The organism is Streptomyces sp. NPDC050617, assembly GCF_040654795.1.
Taxonomy (GTDB): Bacteria; Actinomycetota; Actinomycetes; order Streptomycetales; family Streptomycetaceae; genus Streptomyces.
The window spans coordinates 345884-363216 of the sequence record NZ_JBFAIS010000004.1; the positions used below are offsets into that span (position 1 = coordinate 345884).

The 17333-nt window shown below is 71.9% G+C and carries 8 protein-coding genes and 1 pseudogene; 2 read left to right on the top strand and 7 right to left on the bottom strand.

What is annotated here, in order from left to right; all coding sequences use genetic code 11:
* Positions 1–35: 35 nt before the first annotated feature.
* Positions 36–3896 carry a helix-turn-helix domain-containing protein gene (locus tag AB0I49_RS08365; protein ID WP_363226034.1) on the bottom strand — a complete coding sequence of 1287 codons (3861 nt, stop codon included), beginning with the start codon at positions 3894–3896 and terminating at the stop codon, positions 36–38.
* A gap of 312 nt (positions 3897–4208) precedes the next feature.
* Between AB0I49_RS08365 and AB0I49_RS08370 the strand changes: the two genes are divergently transcribed.
* Entirely contained in the window at positions 4209–4631 is a 423-nt protein-coding gene (locus AB0I49_RS08370; RefSeq protein WP_363226035.1) for a hypothetical protein, read from the top strand.
* A 1015-nt stretch (positions 4632–5646) separates the two neighbouring features.
* Here the strand turns inward: AB0I49_RS08370 and AB0I49_RS08375 are convergent.
* The 5 genes from AB0I49_RS08375 to fmt form a co-directional block, all read right to left on the bottom strand.
* Positions 5647–6138 carry a hypothetical protein gene (locus AB0I49_RS08375; protein ID WP_363226036.1) on the bottom strand — a complete coding sequence of 164 codons (492 nt, stop codon included), beginning with the start codon at positions 6136–6138 and terminating at the stop codon, positions 5647–5649.
* 1 nt (position 6139) lies between these two features.
* Positions 6140–9466 carry a CHAT domain-containing tetratricopeptide repeat protein gene (locus AB0I49_RS08380; RefSeq protein WP_363226037.1) on the bottom strand — a complete coding sequence of 1109 codons (3327 nt, stop codon included), beginning with the start codon at positions 9464–9466 and terminating at the stop codon, positions 6140–6142.
* A 46-nt stretch (positions 9467–9512) separates the two neighbouring features.
* Positions 9513–10526 (bottom strand): hypothetical protein, encoded by a 1014-nt coding sequence (locus AB0I49_RS08385; protein WP_363226038.1) that lies wholly within the window; start codon positions 10524–10526, stop codon positions 9513–9515.
* A 595-nt stretch (positions 10527–11121) separates the two neighbouring features.
* Positions 11122–12600, bottom strand: coding sequence for a transcription antitermination factor NusB (locus AB0I49_RS08390; protein ID WP_363226039.1), 1479 nt, complete (start codon positions 12598–12600; stop codon positions 11122–11124).
* A gap of 52 nt (positions 12601–12652) precedes the next feature.
* On the bottom strand, positions 12653–13588 hold the full coding sequence (gene fmt, locus AB0I49_RS08395) for a methionyl-tRNA formyltransferase (RefSeq protein WP_363226040.1): 936 nt from the start codon (positions 13586–13588) through the stop codon (positions 12653–12655).
* 552 nt (positions 13589–14140) lie between these two features.
* Between fmt and AB0I49_RS08400 the strand changes: the two are divergent.
* A pseudogene (locus AB0I49_RS08400) lies at positions 14141–14632 on the top strand (hypothetical protein); the annotation flags it as partial.
* Between the two features lie 335 nt (positions 14633–14967).
* Here AB0I49_RS08400 and AB0I49_RS08405 read toward each other — a convergent pair.
* On the bottom strand, positions 14968–17088 hold the full coding sequence (locus tag AB0I49_RS08405; RefSeq protein WP_363226077.1) for a primosomal protein N': 2121 nt from the start codon (positions 17086–17088) through the stop codon (positions 14968–14970).
* Between the last annotated feature and the right edge of the window lie 245 nt (positions 17089–17333).

Consider the following 17333-nt stretch of genomic DNA (forward strand, 5'->3'; position numbering starts at 1 on the left):
AGGTCAATTCGCGGGCCGATGGGTGCGCACCGCGGTCAGCAGGTCTTCCGGTAGGGGAGATCAGGGAGATAGGTGTGCCACTCGTCAGGGGTGAGGGGGCCGGTGCGGGCGCAGAGGTCGGCGACGAGCCGAGCGGGTGCGAGGGGGATCCGCTGAGGCGGAGTGTGGGCGCCGGCGACGTGGAGTCGTGTGCCGGTCCGGTCGAAGGCGATGGAGTGGATCTCGTCGCCGGGGGTGGGGAGGCCGACGCCGAGGGGCTGGCGGGAGGGGAGGTCCCAGAGCCTGAGGCTGCCGGAGCGTCCGGCGGCGGCCAGGGTGCGGCCGTCGGGTGAGAAGGCGAGTGCGGCGGTGGCTTCCGCACCGCCGAGACGGGCCGGGCCCTGTGCGGCGGAGAGCACACCGAGTCGATGTCGGGCGTCGCCGTCCCAGAGGGTGACCTCACCCGTGGTGTTGCCGACGGCGAGATAGCGGCCGTCCGGGCTGAACAGCAGGGGTGAGCCGTTTCCTTGACCCAGGTTGCGGTGGGCGGCACGGCCGCTGGGCAGCTCGCTGACGGTGCCGTCGTCGGAGACGAGGAGCTTGCCGTCGGGGCGCAGAGCCAGGCTCGGCGAGGAGGAGCGGTAAGCGGGCGTGAGATTCAGACGTTCTCCGGTCAGGAGGTCCAGCACGTCGGTGAGGGTGGCGCCGTATGCGGACAGCGCGCCGTCGCGTGAGCGCAGGGCCAGAGCGTCGGGCTGCTCGCTGTCGTCGGCCGGGGTGAATGTGGTGTGCACTCGCCGGTTGGCGGTGTCCCAGATGGTGACGGAGGCCGGGACGTCGGCGGTGTAGGCGAGGTAGCGGCCGTCGGAGCTGAATGCCATGGGTGTGACGCCGTATACGGGCGTTCCCCGCCGGCCCGGCAGCGGCCGGACGGGCGGAAGCCGGATCGCCGGGGCGCTGCCCTGGGTGTCGTGCAGCTCGAACCGCTCGGCGCCGCCGGTCTTCCGAGCAGTGAGGAGACGACGGCCGTCCGGGCTGAGAAGGGAGGCATCGGCCGGGGCGGTCCGCCAGGCGGCGGTGAGCGCGGGCCCGGGATCGATGGTGCGTACGAGCGCTTCCTCACCGGCCCCGGACCCCAGGTACCGGATACGGCCGGCGCCGGAGTCGATGGTGACCGAGGCGGCCTTGTCGCCGAGCAGCGGGTGCCGGAACACAGGCGCCGCGGCTTCGTGCCGGTCCACGGCCCGCCCTTCGCCTTTCTGACCTGTCTGGCCCGTCTGGCCTGTCTGGCCCGTCTGGCCTGCCGGGCTGTCCGCCTGGGCGTCGAGCCGCCACAGCAGTACCTCGTCCGCGCTCGCGGCCACCACGAACTTCATGTCGGAGCTGAAGCTGAAGGAGCGCAGGAGCGGGTACGCGATGGCGCCGGTCCGCCGCCCCGACGAGGTGTCCAGGATGCGGAGGCCGGAGCGGTCGAGGACGCCCAGGGTCCGGCCGTCGGCGGTGAGGCGGAGAACCACCTGGGCGCAGTCCCCGAGCCCGGCCTCTTCCCCCGGCCACTCGTCGCTCAGCCGGCGTCGGGCCGACACGTCCCACAACTCCAAACGGCCCCCGGACCCGCACACGGCTGCCAGTCGCCCGTCCTGACTGACGCTGAGCCGCAGCCGGTTCGCCCTCGACGGGAGGCGCCCCTTGGACACGGCGCCGACCTTCCAGCTCAGCGTCCTGCGCAGGTGCCGGCTGTCCCACAGTTCGACGCGGTCGTCGAAGGTGACGCCCACCATCCGGCTGCTGCCCGCCCAGAAGACTCCGGACGCTTGCGACTCGGTGCGGGCCGTGGCGGGAATCTCGCGCCGTGTGCCGGCGATCGTGTCCCACAGCACGAAGTGCACGGAATCATCGGTACTGACCCCGGCGACATACCTCCCATCAGGGCTGACTCCGCCGGACAGGTTGGCATGATCCTCGTTTCCCGAGATCTCGCGTGCGGCCACCCGGCGGTGACCGGCGACGTCCCACTCCTCAAGCCGGTCCCCGCCGGAGAGGACCCGCAGGATCCGGCCGTCGGCGCTCAGCGAGGTGAGCCCCTCCATAGGACCTCTCGTGGGCACCGCGAGTACGTCCGCCACCCGCTGGGCCATGGCCGCCACCACCGCGGAGCGGGTCTCGGGAAGCTTCGCGACGCGCCATGCGGCGACGCTCAGCCGCGCCGCTCTCCTCGGGTCGGTCGACCACAGCCCCTGCGCCACCTGAGCGACCCGGCGCGCCGCCGTCAACCGCTGTTCACGCGAGCTGAGCCGACTCTGCTGCCAGGCTATGCCTCCGGCGATGAGGGCGAGGACGAGGAGGAGGGACCCGGCGAGGGTGAGCGTACGCAGCCGGTGCGCGGCACGTGATGCGGCACGGCGCTCCTTCGCGCGCACGGCGAGGCCCGCGTCGATGAAGTCGCTTTCCAGGGCGGTGAGTTCACCACGTCGCCCCGGCGCCGCGAAGGCTTCTGCCGCGGTGGCGAGCCGGGTACCCCGGTAGAGGCTGGCTTCTTCCCTGCCGAGTTCGTCCCAGATGCGGGCGGCGTCGGTCAGCCGTCGCAGCAGGATGAGGCGTTCGCGGTCTCCGTCCACCCATTGCGCCAGGCGGGGCCAGGCGGTGACGAGGGCTTCGTGGGCGAGGTCGACGGTGTTCTCGTCAAGAGTGACGAGGCGGGCTCGGGCGAGCAGTTCGAGGGCCTCGCCGGTATGGGCGCCGGGTGCGGCGTCGAATTCGGTGCGGCCGACAGGGTTGCGGGTGTCGGGTGCGCCCTGGCCGGGGGTGATGAGGCGGAGGAGGATCCGGCGGACCTGCGCCGCAAGCTGGTCGGGCAGGCCGGTGTAGAGGGTTTCGGCAGTCTGGGCGATGGCTCCGCGCAGCCCTCCGGTGGTTTCGTACGCGTCGAGGGTGAGGGTGCGACCGCTGCGGCGGCGCCAGGTCTCCAGCAGGGCGTGGGAGAGCAGGGGCAGGCTGCCAGGTTCCTCGGCGGCTTCCTTGATCAGCCGTGCGGTGAGGGCGCGTTCGACGAGCAGCCCGGCCGCGGCCGCGGGTTTGACGATCGCCTCGCGGAGTTCGCCGGGTGAGAGCGGGGCGACGGGCAGACCGGCGTGGCGGACGGCGGCCGCGAGGCCGGGGTGTTCGAGGCAGTGGGGGTAGAAGTCGGCCCGTACCGCGAGTACGACGCGTAATCGGTGGCCGGGTTCCTCGGCGGCCAGCAGGGCGGCGATGAAGCGCGCCCGCTCGCCCGAGTCCTGGCAGAGGGTGAATACCTCTTCGAACTGGTCGACGATCAGCCAGGTGTCGCCTTCCCCGTCGGCGGGCGCCAGCACCGGATCGGCTGATCGCGGGGGCCGGCTGCCGGGTGTGAGGATCCGCACCGCCGCCGGCCGCGGCCCGGCGTGGGGCGCCGTGCGCAGCCGGGTGATCAGTCCGGCGCGCAGCAGGGACGACTTGCCGCTGCCGGACGGGCCCAGCACCACGGTCACCTTCCTCCGGCCCGCCAATTCCACCAGTTCCTCGGTCAGCCGTGTGCGGCCGAAGAAGAGGGCGGCGTCACCGGGTTCGTACCGGGCGAGCCCCCGGTACGGCGGAGACGCGGCGTCGCCGCCCGCGTCCGGGACGGGCCGCCGGGCCTCTTCCTCGGCCGCGGCCCGCCGCCTCTCCTCCCACTCGTCGGGGTCCGCGCCGCACGCGTCGGCGTAGGCCCGTACGACGCGCGGGGACGGCAGCCGGTCGCCGCCGGCGGCCTGGGACAGGACAGTGGGCGAATAGCCCGCGCGCTGGGACATGGCCCGGTAGGAAAGCCCGGCCTTCTGACGCAGCTTCCTTAATTCACAGGCGAATCGCTGGACCGGCCCGGACCCGGGGTCGAGTTGCTTCTCCGGCCTCCCCACACGCGCCCCCGATCAGCGGATAAAGCAACATTCCACGTTATGGATGGGGGCTCTGGCGCGGCAAGTGCCCTACCGGCCAGACCGGTCAGGTTGTTTGGCGGCAGGGAGTGGGCTGCCGAACAACTCGCGAGCCGCTGGACTCGTCTCCGCGACCACGACCGCCCGGCCGGACACCACCCGACGCCGCCTGTTCGAAAGGGGCAATCGGCCCGCTGGACGACAGCGATGTTCCGCTCCCGTCCACGTGATTCTCCGGCACCCGACGGGCACCGCCCGGTCCGCACCGAAGACACCGAAGGAAAGGGTTGAACCATGCGGAAAACCTTCATCTTCATACCGCTCACCGCAGCGGCCCTGCTGCTCGGAAGCGGCACGGTCACCGCGACGGCCGGACCCGCCACGGCCTCGGACACCACCGGCATCGCGCGGAAGTGCCTGGAAGACGCGCCGTCCTTCACCAGCTATCCGGGGACCGGCCCCAACGACCCCTCGTACTGGCCCAAGCGCGGCACGTACGCCACCACGACCGCCCGATGCGACGACATCAACGTCAAGCCCGCCCGCAACCTCGACGTGCGGACGTGCTTCAAGAAGGGCTCCGGCTGGACCTGCAACGGCTGGCGCCCCCTGCACCAGGGCCGTTGGGGCCTCGCCGCCGAGGACGTGCTGAACGGCACCCAGTTCTTCCTGCAATTCGAGGGAACGGCCAAGGTCTCAGGCCACATCGACTACTGACGGCCTCACCGCGGCAGGGCCGTCGAGTGCTGCCTGACAGCCTCGCGGCCCGCGCCGCCCGCCCGCCCGCCCGGCCGGCTGAGACTGTCGGCCGGCTTCGCCCCGCCGGATCAGTCGATTCGGCGGGGCGACGTGTGCTCCGGCCAGGCCGGCAGCAGTCAGCGCAGCATCCATGGCGAAGGCGGGGAGTCAGGACCTGATGGTTTCGTCGAGCAAGTCAGTATCCATAGGGTACCCATACACCAAAAGGGCGCCTTCTTCACAAGAGATACCAGCCGCTGGAGACAAGGGGCCCGCTTGGGGCCGTCGGCACACCGGTCAGCGGTGTGGCGACCGTCTGATCGAGGTGCCGGGTCGCGTGGCAGACCGTGCCCATGGTGTGCCGGCGACTCATCTCAGCGGACGACGCGTGGCCCCGCCGCGGGGTCGCGTAGGCCCGCAATGGGAGTGTCCTGTTCCGTTGTAGCGACCTGCGTGTTTGAGGCATGTCTGATTCGTGGGTCACGGCATCTTGTCTCACGAACTTGGCCCTTTTGTCGGGCTACAAGATGGCGGACTGATCAGCCTGTGGTCCGGCTTCTCCTCTACCGAGGTGCTGCCGAGCGGGATCTTCGGCATGGTTTCCCAGGCGATGGTCTTCTCGGCACGTCGGCGCCGACCAGTGCGATGGTGCACGTGTCTGGGGCGGATTTGGCGTACACGCCGGTGAAGCCGGCGGTAGTGGTCCGGATCAACCTCGGCTGATGACAACTCAGTTTGGTGAAGAACTCCGGTCTCGTACGTGGTGGCGGCAGAACCATGCATGCTCCCGAAGGCGAAGGCCCCCGTGGTGGCAGTCCGACGAACCTTCAGGGGTTCGTCCGAACCAAGAGCAGAGATTGCCTTTCTGCCGTACGTGACCGGGCGTCCCACTGTGCTGGTGAAGAGTGCGATCGAGCGCATCTGCCTGGTCACCTCGGCGACTCTCCATGCTGAGCATGATCAAGACATGAGCCGCTGATCGAAGAGACACTTCCTACTGCTCACGCTGGAAGAAGTCGAGGACGGTACGGACCAGGGAGGCCATCAGGCCATCGGTGAGCGGCTTCTGTTCCAGCCGGAACTCGACGGTTGAGCGGCCGTTGCTGCGCTTGAAGTGGAAGCCGATGTGAAGTCGGAGGAAGGCTACGACGCCCGCGAGTACAACCAGGTCGGTGGCCAGATCCTCGCCGCCCATCTGGTCGTCCTTGGGCGGATCTGCCAAGATCTCGCCTGCCAGATTGGCGCTCTCCTCCTCGTGGGCGAATGCCGCGAGTATCCGCCGCGCCGCAATAGCGCTTCCGGCGACTGCAAGTGGTGGGGTGTCGGTGGCTTCGAAGAGCGCGTCGAGGACGTCCTGTGCTTGCGAAGCAGCGGTTACGGGCGACGGAAAGCGGCCGTTCAGCGTGTGTGTGATCTCTTCCAGGGCCAGCAGCACCGTCCGGTCGGAGAGCTCGGTGAAGGGCCGGCCAGGGCCGGTGGTGAACACATCAGCTCCAGTCTCCGAGCGGTACGAACGCTGCCCAGTGGTAGGGGTGGGAGAGATACGGGCGTGATTCGTCCGTCAGCATCCGCTGCTGGGCGTCCCACAGGGCGCGCCAGACCGGCTGACCGCGCATCACGCCGGCCGTGAAGTGGTCGAGCAGCTCGGCCGAGCTGTCACGGTCCACCTGCCAGATTGGGGCGACTACCGTGCGGGTGCCTTCGCGGAGCAGGGCGCGGGGCAGGCCGGTGAAGTCCTCTCCCGGGTGCTCGGGCTCATGCCATCCTGCCGAACAGGCCCGCAGGACGACTCGGTCAGGCATCCTGCTCCCCTTGGGAAGGTCACGGGCGCGCAGGAACATGCGGATGGCCTGCCGCGAGGAGCTGTCGAGGCGCAGGCTCGGGCGGTCTATGCCGTTGGAGAGCATCAGTGCGGAGTTCTCCGAGTCGTTGAGATCCCGGTAGCCATGGCAGGCGATGTAGGCAAGCCCGGCTTGGCCGAGACCCGCGAACACCTGCTCCGGCGTGGCCTGTTGCCCCGTCAGGGAAGTGACCTCCCAGCCGGGGGCCGCTGGCGGCGCATGGTCCTCGAACCCTGCTGTGCCGTCCTGCAGATCACCCGTGTCGGCGACGCGAACGCACAGTGCTGCCCCGGTCCGGACGGGACCGGTGGCACGCAGGTAGCGCAACGCGGAAACGCTCGGCGCGTAGGTCAGTGCGACCAGCTGTGCGCAGCATCGCCCGTCACTCAGCCGTAGGGCGCCGAGCGGCACCATTGACAGCGGGCCGTGCGGGGCGACGCACAACAGTGCGTGCCCCTCCAGGAGTTCCTGGAAAGGCAGCAGCCGGTCAGCCAGGCCCTCCAACGGCAGGGCCGTCGGGCGCCGCGGTTTGATGGGCGGGATGGTCGGAAATATCGTCCGGTCTCCGTCGACCGTCCGCCGGATCTCCTCGGCTGCGTTGTGAAGCTCCGCCCGGCCACACGGAATGCAGTACAGCACCGGCTCCGAGCTGCCGGAGGCCAGGACGAAGCAGAAGGTCTGCGCCTCACCGACGAAGTAGGAAGCGAGCACCATACCTTCCGCTGGTCCGGCTTGCTCCACCAGCCGGACCGCGTCGTCGAACCGGGCGCTCTCGGCGCGACGCAGCCGCACGTAGTCGGGGGCAAGCAGTTCGAGACGGCGGTGCAGACCGACCAGTAGCTCCGCGTGCTCGCTCCAGCGCGCGGCCCGGTCGGGGTGGTCGCCCGCGGCCAAGCGGCGCTGCGCGGTGAGGAGGATGCCCTCTCTGATGTAGAGGTCGAAGGGGACATTGGGCGGCGGCGCCAGCGGCATCCGGGAGAGGTCGTCGATCATCCCCTGGGCCTTGCCTTCCTCATGGAGGTCGAAGGCCAGCACCGTGGGTGAGCGGTGGTCGGGGAGGCGCAGGTTCACGCCGTGGAGGTGGAGGAGTGACAGCAGTTCCTCGTAGATCGGCTGGGCTTGCCCCGCCTCTTCGTCAGCATTCCGGTGGATACTGTTCAACTTCCGGTTTCGCAGGCGCAGTTCACGATGGTGCCAGAGCGTGTCGAAGGAGCGTTGGGGCCCTGCGGGCAGCTCGGCCAGGAGCTGGGCGAGCGTCAGGGCCAACTCGGCTTCCGCGAGACGGCCGAGTCGCTCGTGGTGGTCCAGCACCTCGGTGAGAAGCGCCGCGGCGGCTACCGGGCCGCGGGTACGGTTCAGCACTTCGGAGACGGGAACGGTGAGCTCGCGCAGGGTGACGGCCTGGTCCCATTGGAGCGCTTGGCGCATCCTGTGCGCCAGTTCGTCCACCAATCGTGCACGTTCGCTGCGGTCCGCGGTGACATGGAAGAGCCGCTCCCGGGCCATGATCCGCAGCTCCGGCAAGAGAGGGTCCGGAGACGGGTCGCCGCTGTCGAAGGCGCTGCGCAGGCGTGCGAGAAGCGGGGTGAGTACCCCGTCGGCCGGAGGCAGGGGCAGATCACCGCGTGGGCGAAGGACGCGCTCGGCGCGCTCGGGGAGCCGCTCCGGCTGTTCCAGGTGCTCGGGCCCCGGGGCCAGGTAGAGGGCGTACCGGTAGCAATCGGCGGCTCCGGGGAGATTGCCATCGCGCCGCTCAAGATCACCCATGATGACGAAGATCTGGCCGAGACCGGTCCAGCTGCTGCGGACGCCGTCGTAAAGGCAACTGCCGAGATGACGGTCGACGTCGGCACCCGGGTCGTGCTCCAGCAGCAGCCAGGCGAGCGCGCAGTGCTCCGGCACGGATGACTCGGCGGCCCCTTTCTGCTCGGCCGCTTCCAGCTCGCGCGTCAGAAGTCGGACGGCCTCCCGTCGCCTTCCACTCCGCTTCAGGCAGGAGGCGAGTTGCGTCGTCACCCAGGACCGGGGGATGTCGTGCCGGGGAAGCTCGGGGCCGTCGAGAATGCGCCGGTAGGCACGGATGGCGGCACTCATCGCTCCGAGCTCTTCGGAGGCCGCAGCACGGTTGAGGAGGATCTCCAGTAGCGGATCAGACGGGGTGTCCCTCCCGAGTCCGCCGCCCGCAATGAGGTCCTCGGCGGTATCGAGGACGGACATGGCCTCGCGGTAGCGGTACAGCTCCATCAACGCGTCGATGAGGGCGGTTTGAAGGTCGAATCTTACCGCCGCAGGGATCCCGTCAGTCCTGTCGACGGCTTCGTCGGCCCGTAGGAGGACGTCGATGCATCCAGGGAGATCGCCGGTCTGGCCGAGGATATGGGCCAGTTGGAGGTGGGCGGGCGCGAGCGAGGTGGCGTCGCCGACGGCGTAGTGCAGAGACAGCGCGCGCCTCGCATGATGGAGCGCTCTGCTACGGCGACCGGACTTCAACAGGTGCACGACCCAGTCCAACCGGGCGGCCACCTGGCTGGGCCCGTCCTCATCGAACAGCCCGAGCGCGGCGATGACATGAGCGTTGTCATCGCGATCGGCGCCCTCCTCGGCGAAGACCCGAAGTGCGGCCTGTACCGGTCGATCCGGGAGCAGGTGTTGATGGCGGCGGATCAGTGCGTGGGCGTGGAGCAGCGCTGATGCTGCCGACGCGCGGCGCACCAGGGCAGGGAACGTGGAGACCAGGCCCTGTGACGTGCTCTCAGGTGGAGGCGCCGGGCTGGATCCGCCGGCTGCGTTCCTGCCGTGCGCAGTGGATTCGTCGAAGCGCGCGGCGAGGAAGTTGGCCAGCGTGGCCGCGTGCGGGCGGTTCGTCCGCTGCATCAACTCGCTCAGGCTGTGGAGCATTTCGACAAGTGCGGGGTACTGGGACGCGGGAACCCGGTCGAGGTGCCGCAGTGCCTCGTCGAGCGTGGGGGACATGACGCTACGAAGGGCTGCCGAATCGGTCCGGGGGTCACGCATGCCTTCAGGAATGGTGATCCCCTCCGCCCGGAACGGCCTGCGCTTGTACCAATGCGGCCCGATAGGGCTCGGGGTGGTCCGATGCCCGGGCGCGCAGCACGAGGTGGTCGATGGGCCGACGGAGGCTGGTCCATCCCTGGACCCCGTTCATCGCCTCACGGGCCAGCAGTTGAGCCTCGAAGCGGGCATCCTGCTCCTGGAGGCGACGCTCCAGCATGGAGGGCCGGTGATGATCCCTCAGGACGCGCGACTGCGGTGCCGTCTTTTGCAGGCGCCCGAGTACCTCGTCCCGCGCGGACGTGGGGCCCGCGGCTATACGGATCCGCGCGAGCTGCTCCAGCTCCGCCCCATCGAGGAAGGAAAGATTGGGCGTGAGCAGCTCGGCGGCCTGGTCGAAGGGATGCACGACCTCGGTCAGCTCACCGAGCGCGATCAGCGCAGTGGTGTGGCGCAGGACCTCCTCGGCACGCAGGTACCGGGAGCGTGAACGGGCCTCCGCATCCTCGGCGGTGCGCAGGAGGAGGAAGGACAGTTCGTCCTTGCGTCGTCTGACCAGGTCGTTGGCGGCGTAGTACCGGCCAGTGGTTTCGGCGGCCTGCGGGGTGCCAGGAAGAAAGCGGAACTTATCCGGCGTTCGGGCTGCCGCAGGACCTCTCATCGCCTTGGCCGTGGTGCTGTCGATCACCTGGATCAGGCAGGTCATGGCCATGTCGATGCGTTCGGTATGGGCGAAGACGGTAGCCAGATCGACTTGAGCCGCCGACAGACCCGGATCCTGGGCGAGTACGGACAGTAGTGTCCGGATGGCGAGGAACGGCTGGCCGGCAAGGAACTGGGCAATGCCGAGGAGGCGCAGATGCACGGGGCTTTGGTGCGCGGTGCCCTCGAACGAGGACAACACCTCGATGCGTTCCAGGACGCCCGCTCCCGGGGCCGGAAGCCGTTCTACGCCATCGCGTGGCAGCGCGTCTGGGTCGAACGGACAATTCCAGTCGAGTAATTCAGATGCCGATCGCAAGCCTGCTCCCCCGTGGCTCCTGTCGTCCTCAACGCCTCATGATGGCGGTGTTGTAGTGAGGTCGGCAAGCACTCCTGAGTGCCGGCGTGCAAGCTGATCCCACCACCAACATCGATCCCGCACTCCTTGACTGGACGAAGCAGGCCGGGCTGCCCGGCGCCGACCACCGTGGCCGACCTGTGGCGCTCGAACAACAACACGGTCAGGTCGGTCACGAAGTGCTGGCACCGCGACAGCCCCAGGACGGCGGCCCGCATCTTCCACGCCGGGCGGTGCGGAAAAGCACGAAACGCCTCGCCCAGCAGTGCCCCGTCCAGATTCGCCCCCGAATCTCAGCGAGCAGGTCCTCGTCGAAGGGCCAGTCGCAGCGATAGCCACGAGGAAGAGCAGACGCCGCGGCTTGACGTTCACGACGCCACACGTCTTCTCCCGCAGTACCAGGAAGTCCGGGACATGGCGCCCGAGACCGGGAACGCACCACGACGAGTGAACGATGAGACGGGAGTGCGTCTCACCTCGCTGTCCTTGGGGCCGGACAAAGGCCATCGGTAATGAGAAAAGGACACGCGAAAAGCGAACCTACAGGTCGGATCCGTCAGTCCGTACGCCGCAGCAGCGCCAGGTACATCGCGTCCGTACCGTGCAGATGCGGCCACAGCTGTACGTCCGGGCCGTCGCCGAGTGCCGGGACGCCCGGCATCAGGGGGCGCGCGTCGATGAGTTCGGCGCCGGGCGCCGGGCCGCCGCGGCCCTTGAGGACGTCGTCGACCACGGCGCGGGTCTCGGCGAGGTGCGGCGAGCAGGTCGCGTAGCCGACGACGCCGCCGACGCGCACCGAGCGCAGCGCCTCGCGCAGCAGCCCGCGCTGGAGCGGCGCGAAGCCGTCCAGGTCCTCGGGCCGGCGCCGCCAGCGGGCTTCGGGGCGGCGGCGCAGCGCGCCGAGGCCGGTGCACGGCACGTCGACCAGGACGCGGTCGAAGACGCCCTCGCGCCAGGGCGGGCGCGTACCGTCCGCCGCGATGACCTGGTACGGGCCGGGGTTGCCGGCCAGCGCCCGTTCGACGAGGCGGGCGCGGTGCGGCTGCTTCTCGGAGGCGAGCAGCGACGCGCCGCGCCCGGCGGCGAGCGCCGCGAGCAGGGCGGCCTTGCCGCCGGGGCCCGCGCAGCCGTCGAGCCAGCGCCGGTCGGGGCCGTCCAGCGGGGCGTTCGCCAGGGCTGCCGCGACCAGTTGGCTGCCCTCGTCCTGCACGCCGGCCCGGCCCTCGCGGACCGAGTCCAGCGCGCCGGGCTCGCCGCCCTCGGCGAGCCGCACGGCATACGGCGACCAGCGGCCGGGCAGCCCCGAGTCCTCGCCCACCTCGTCCATCAGCTCGTCGACCGTGGTGCGGCCGGGGCGGGCCACGAGCGTCACCTCGGGCCGTTCGTTGTCCGCTTCGAGGAGGTCCTCGATGCCGGCCCGGCCGCCGCCGAGCGCGTCCCACAGCGCGGAGACGACCCAGCGCGGGTGGGAGTGGACGACCGCCAAGTGGTCCTCGGGGTCCGCGTCGTAGGGCGGCGCGACCCTTTCCAGCCAGCCGTCGAGGTCGTCTGCGGCGATCTTGCGGAGCACGGCGTTGACGAACTTCGCGCGCCCGTCGCCGAGGACGACACGGGCGAGTTCCACGGTGGCGGAGACCGCCGCGTGGCTGGGGATACGAGTCCCGAGCAGTTGATGCGCGCCCAGGCCCAGCACGTCGAGGACCGGCGGGTCCACCTCGCGCAGCGGCCGGTCCACGCAGGCCGCGATGATCGCGTCGTACGTGCCCTGGCGGCGCAGCGTCCCGTACACCAGCTCGGTGGCCAGCGCCGCGTCCCGCGCGTCGAACGCCGGGCCGCCCTTGCCCGCGGCGGCGTCGTCCCGAGCCTTGTCGCGGGCCTTGCGCAGCAGCGGCGGCAGCACCAGATTCGCGTAGGCGTCCCGCTCGTCCACGGCGCGCAGCGCCTCGAAGGCGAGGATCCGCACGGGATCCTTCTTGGGGCGGCGGTGGGGTTTCGCGGGCCTGGCGGGCCGGCGGCGGGGGGCCTGATCGTTCACGAAAGGTGCTCCGGAGCTGGGATGACGATGGGCTTAGGCTACGCCCCGCGCCTCACTCCGCGCCGAGCCGCTCGCCCTGGGCGATCCGGACGCCGCGCGCCCAGTCGGCGGCCTTCATCGGCTTCTTGCCCTGGGGCTGGACCCACAGCAGCTCGACAGCGTGCGAGCCAGTGCCGGCGTACACGGCGTTCTTCGTGACGGACAGTTCGCCGGGCGCGAGGTCGCCGCGGTCCGGGCACAGGGCCACGGACATCAGCTTGAGCCGCTCGCCGCGGAAGAGGGTCCACGCGCCGGGCACGGGGGCGCAGCCGCGCACCACGCGGTCGACGCGGAGCGCGGGCACGGTCCAGTCGATTTCGGCGTCCTCGACGTTGATCTTCGGCGCGAGGGTGACGCCCTCCTCGGGCTGCGGCACGGCTTCGAGGGTGTTGTCCTCGATGCCGTCCATGGTGGCCACGAGCAGCCCGGACCCGGCGAAGGCCAGCCGGGTCAGCAGGTCGCCGCTGGTGTCCGTGGGGCGGACCTCCTCGGTGAGCACCCCGAAGACCGGCCCGGAGTCGAGCCCCTGCTCGATCAGGAACGTCGACGCGCCCGTGACCTCGTCCCCGGCCAGCACCGCGTGCTGCACGGGGGCGGCGCCGCGCCACGCGGGCAGCAGCGAGAAGTGCAGATTGACCCAGCCATGAGCGGGGATCTCCAGCGCGGCCTTGGGCAGGAGCGCGCCGTAGGCGACGACGGGGCAGCAGTCGGGGGCGATCTCCCGCAGCCGGGCGAGGAAGTCCTCGTCGCGCGGCTTGGCGGGCTTGAGCACCTCGATGCCCTCCTCCTCGGCGCGCTGGGCGACGGGGCTGGCGACCAGCCGGCGGCCGCGCCCGGCGGGGGCGTCGGGCCGGGTGACGACGGCGACGACCTCGTGCCGGTCCGACGCGAGCAGCGCGTCGAGGGCGGGCACTGCGACCTCGGGGGTACCGGCGAAGACGAGCCTCATGGGTGGCGATCTACCTCTCAACGCGCCGAGCTGAACGGCGGACCAGTCTAGGCCCTGTCCGGCGGGGCGGCCTCGGCACGGCGGGGGCGACCTCGTCCCGGCGGGGCGGGCGGGGCTGGGAGGTCAGGCCGGCGGACTCGGGTCGGCCCGGGGGGCGGGGCTCGTACGGGCGGACACCGACCGGGGGCCGGAGCCACGGCCGTACGGACAGACAGCGACCGGGGACCGGAGCCACGGTCGCACAGGCCGACGGGACGCCGGGACCGTAACGCGGCCGTACGGGCCGACAGGGCCCGCAGAGCGAAGCTGCGGCCGCAGGGGGCGTACGCGTCAATTCGCGCCCCGCCGCGCAGGCCGTACGCCCCCTCAGCGTGACCCACAAGGCACGTCTCGCGTTGAGGTCAAGAGAGATTGACCGGAACGGGCCGCGGCACGGTCCGGCCCTCGTTCGCTTCCGATGGCCGGCCGACTCACTGCCCTGATGTCCGCGTTCCACCTTCCCTGTTCCACCTTCCCTATTCCGCTTTCCACGCCGGTTCGAGAGGCTTGTTCATGGCCGACCATGCAACCCACGACGCCCAGGCACGGGCCAGCCTGCATCTGCTGGTGCGGGACATCGAGCGGGTCCGCCGACAGGTGGACGCACTGCGCACCCTCACCGCCCAGCTCGGAAACGTCTACCGCCCGCGGCGCACCGGCCCGTCCGCGGGCTTCGTCGTGTACGGGCGGGCGCCCGCACCGACCGTACGGCTCGCGCAGGAGCTGCGCGACAGCATCGAGACGCTCGTCACCGCGGCCGTGGACTTCGACCGCTCGCTGGGTTTCTCGTGGGACGCGGTGGGTTCGGCGCTCGGTGTCACCAAGCAGGCGGTGCACCGGCGTTACGGCACGCGCCGGGCCACCGCGCAGAACGCCGCGGGCGGCGGCGAGTCGGTCCGTACGCCGGACACGGGCGGGCTGCCGGCCGTATCCGTGGGCCCCCAGCTCCCCGCCGTGCCCGCCGCCCGCGCCATGCCGGGGCAGTCGGCCCCGGCGCTGCGCGACTCGGGTATGCGGGACGCGGGTATGCGGGACGCGGGCCTGCGGGAGCCCGGTCTCCGCGATGCGGCGCTGCGGGACTCGGGGCTGCGGGATTCGGGGCTGCGGGACGAGCCGCGGCCCGGCGTCTTCCCCGGCCCCCGCAACGGCTGACCCGACCGCCGCCCCCGAATCCGCTCCACTCGCCCGTCCCTGCACTGCCCCCTTCACTGCCCCGAGGCCCGGCCGCGCCGGACCGCGGGGCAGCGCCATTCCAGCCACTCCTCCGACCAGTCTCCTGCCAGCTGATATCGGCCTATGACAACTGGTGGGCAACTGATGACAGCCGATGTCGGCCGATGTCAGCCGATGTCCGGTGGATCGATCCTGATCCGCACCGGGGCTCCCTCGCGGCGCGCCAGCCGGGCCGCCTGCGCCGCCTTCAGCGCGGCGGCCAGCGCGGCCCCGCTGCCGGGGCGCACCCGCAGCAGCGCCCGCTCCCACCGCTCCCCCGGCGGCGGGTCGCCCGTACGGCGCGGCCGTCCGGCCTCGGTCACGGGCATCGCGACCGGGCCCAGCACCTCGGCGTCGGCGGGGAGTTCGGCCACCTCGATCAGGTCCGCCACGGCCTCCGGCGGCCCCGCCACCGCCGCCATCCGCGAGACGGGCGGGAACCCCAGTTCGGCGCGGTCCGCGAGCTCCCGCACCGCGTGCCCGGCCGGGTCCCAGCGCACCAGGGCCTGTACGGGCCGCAGGGTGGGCTCGGCGACGACGACCACCGTGCCGCCCGCCTCCTGCCCCCGCACCAGGGCGGCCGCGCCCAGCCAGCGGCGCAGCGCCTCCTCGCCCGCGCGCAGGTCGGGACGGGTGAGGAGGGCCCAGCCGTCGAGGAGGAGGGCCGCCGCGTACCCCCCCTCGGCGATGGGCTCTGCGCCGGGGGTGGAGACGACGAGGGCGGGTCCGTCGGGCACGGTGTCCAGGATGTGGTCGCGTCCGGAGGTCCGTACGGGCACGGCGGGGAACGCCCTGCCCAGTTCCTCGGCGGTGCGCCGGGCCCCGACGACCTGGGCCCGCAGCCGGAAGCCGCCGCACTCGGCGCAGTGCCAGTCGTGGGCCTCGCGCCCACACCAGCCGCAGTGCAGTTCGCCGTCGCCGCCGCGCGCCTCCAGGGGCCCGGCGCAGTGCCGGCATCGCGCGGGCTCGCGGCACCGCTCGCAGGCCAGCCGCGGTACGTACCCCCGGCGCGGCACCTGGACCAGCACCGGTCCGCTCTTGAGACCGTCGCGCACGGCCTGCCAGGCGAGGGTGGGGAGCCTGGCGGCGCGCGCCGCCTCGTCGCGTGCCTGGTCGCCGTCGCCGACCGTACGGATCATGGGGGCGGCGGCGCGCACCTGGGCGCGGTCGGCGGCCAGCGGCAGCGCCCAGCCGGTCTCCACGAGCTGGGCGGCCTCGACCGTGCAGCCGTGGCCCCCGAGCAGGAAGGCAGCCTTCTCGTGCGCGGCGCGCAGCAGCAGCACCTCGCGCGCGTGCGGCTGGGGCGCGTGCTGCTCGCTGTGGCTGGCGTCGCCGTCGTCCCAGATCGCGACGAGGCCGAGGTCCCGTACGGGCGCGAACATCGCGGCCCGGGTGCCGACCACCGCCCGTACGCCGCCGCGGCTGACGGCGAGCCAGCGGCGGTAGCGCTCCTCGGGCCCGGCGTCCGCGGTGAGCAGCGTGTGCCGGCCGTCGCCGAGCAGCGCGGTCAGCGCGGCGTCGACGCGGGCGGCGGCGCGCCCGTCCGGCACGACGATCAGCGCGCCGCGGCCGGAGGCGAGGGCCGTGGCGGCGGCGCGGGCCAGCTCGTCGGGCCAGTGCGGGCCGGGCAGCGCGGTCCATACGGCGCGGGGGCGCTCGCCCCGGCGGACGGCGTCGAGGTAGGCGGGGCCGGTCGGATACCGGGTCCAGCTGCCGGGCTCGGGCGGGGCGGGCGGTGGCAGCGGTTCGGGCGCGGGCTCGGCCTCGGGGCGGGCGCGGCGGGGCGGGACGGCGAGCTGGACGACGTCCGCGAGCGTGCCCGCGTACCGGTCGGCGACGGCGCGGCACAGCGCCAGCAGCTCGGGGCCGAGCACCGGCTCCGGGGAGAGGACCTGGGCGATGGGGGCGAGCGGGCCGCGGTAGTCGCTCTCCGCCCGGCGCTCGACGATGAAGCCGTTGTGCAGCTCGCCGCCCTCGCGGCGCCCCTTGGCGACGCGGGCCCCGAACCGCACCCGCACCCGGGCGCCGGGCCGCGCCTCGGCGTCCATGGCCTCGGGCACGGCGTAGTCGAAGAACTGGTCGAGGTGGATGAGCCCCTTGTCCACGAGGACGCGGGCGACGGGCCGGTCCGCGGCGAGCGCGGCGCCGCGCCAGGTGCGCGGCTTGGCGCGCGGCTTCTTCGCCTCGCGCACGGTCTCCCGGATGAGCGCGAGCTGCTCTCCCCCGGCGGGGTCGCCCGCCGAGGGCACGTCCGGCGCGGGCGCGTCCCCCGGGGACGCGCCCGCCCGTGCCGGATTACGCTCCGGCCGCCCGTTCTCGCTGCTCACAGCTCCAGTCTTAGCAGACGCCACTGACACTCCCGCGCCCCGCGAGCGAACGGCAGTCTGGAGAGGAAACGAGAGAGGAAACGGGAAACGTCCCCATTCGCCTTGTTCCGCCGGACGGCCTGCCGCACGCTACTCGCGGCGAACGTCAGCTGCCCGGCGCATGGAGT

What these genes read in the sequence shown, in the direction of transcription:
- AB0I49_RS08370 (WP_363226035.1), top strand. Translation starts at nt 4,209, where the DNA reads ATGCGGAAAACCTTCATCTTCATACCGCTCACCGCAGCGGCCCTGCTG.
- AB0I49_RS08380 (WP_363226037.1), bottom strand. Translation starts at nt 9,466, where the DNA reads ATGTCCCCCACGCTCGACGAGGCACTGCGGCACCTCGACCGGGTTCCC.
- fmt (WP_363226040.1), bottom strand. Translation starts at nt 13,588, where the DNA reads ATGAGGCTCGTCTTCGCCGGTACCCCCGAGGTCGCAGTGCCCGCCCTC.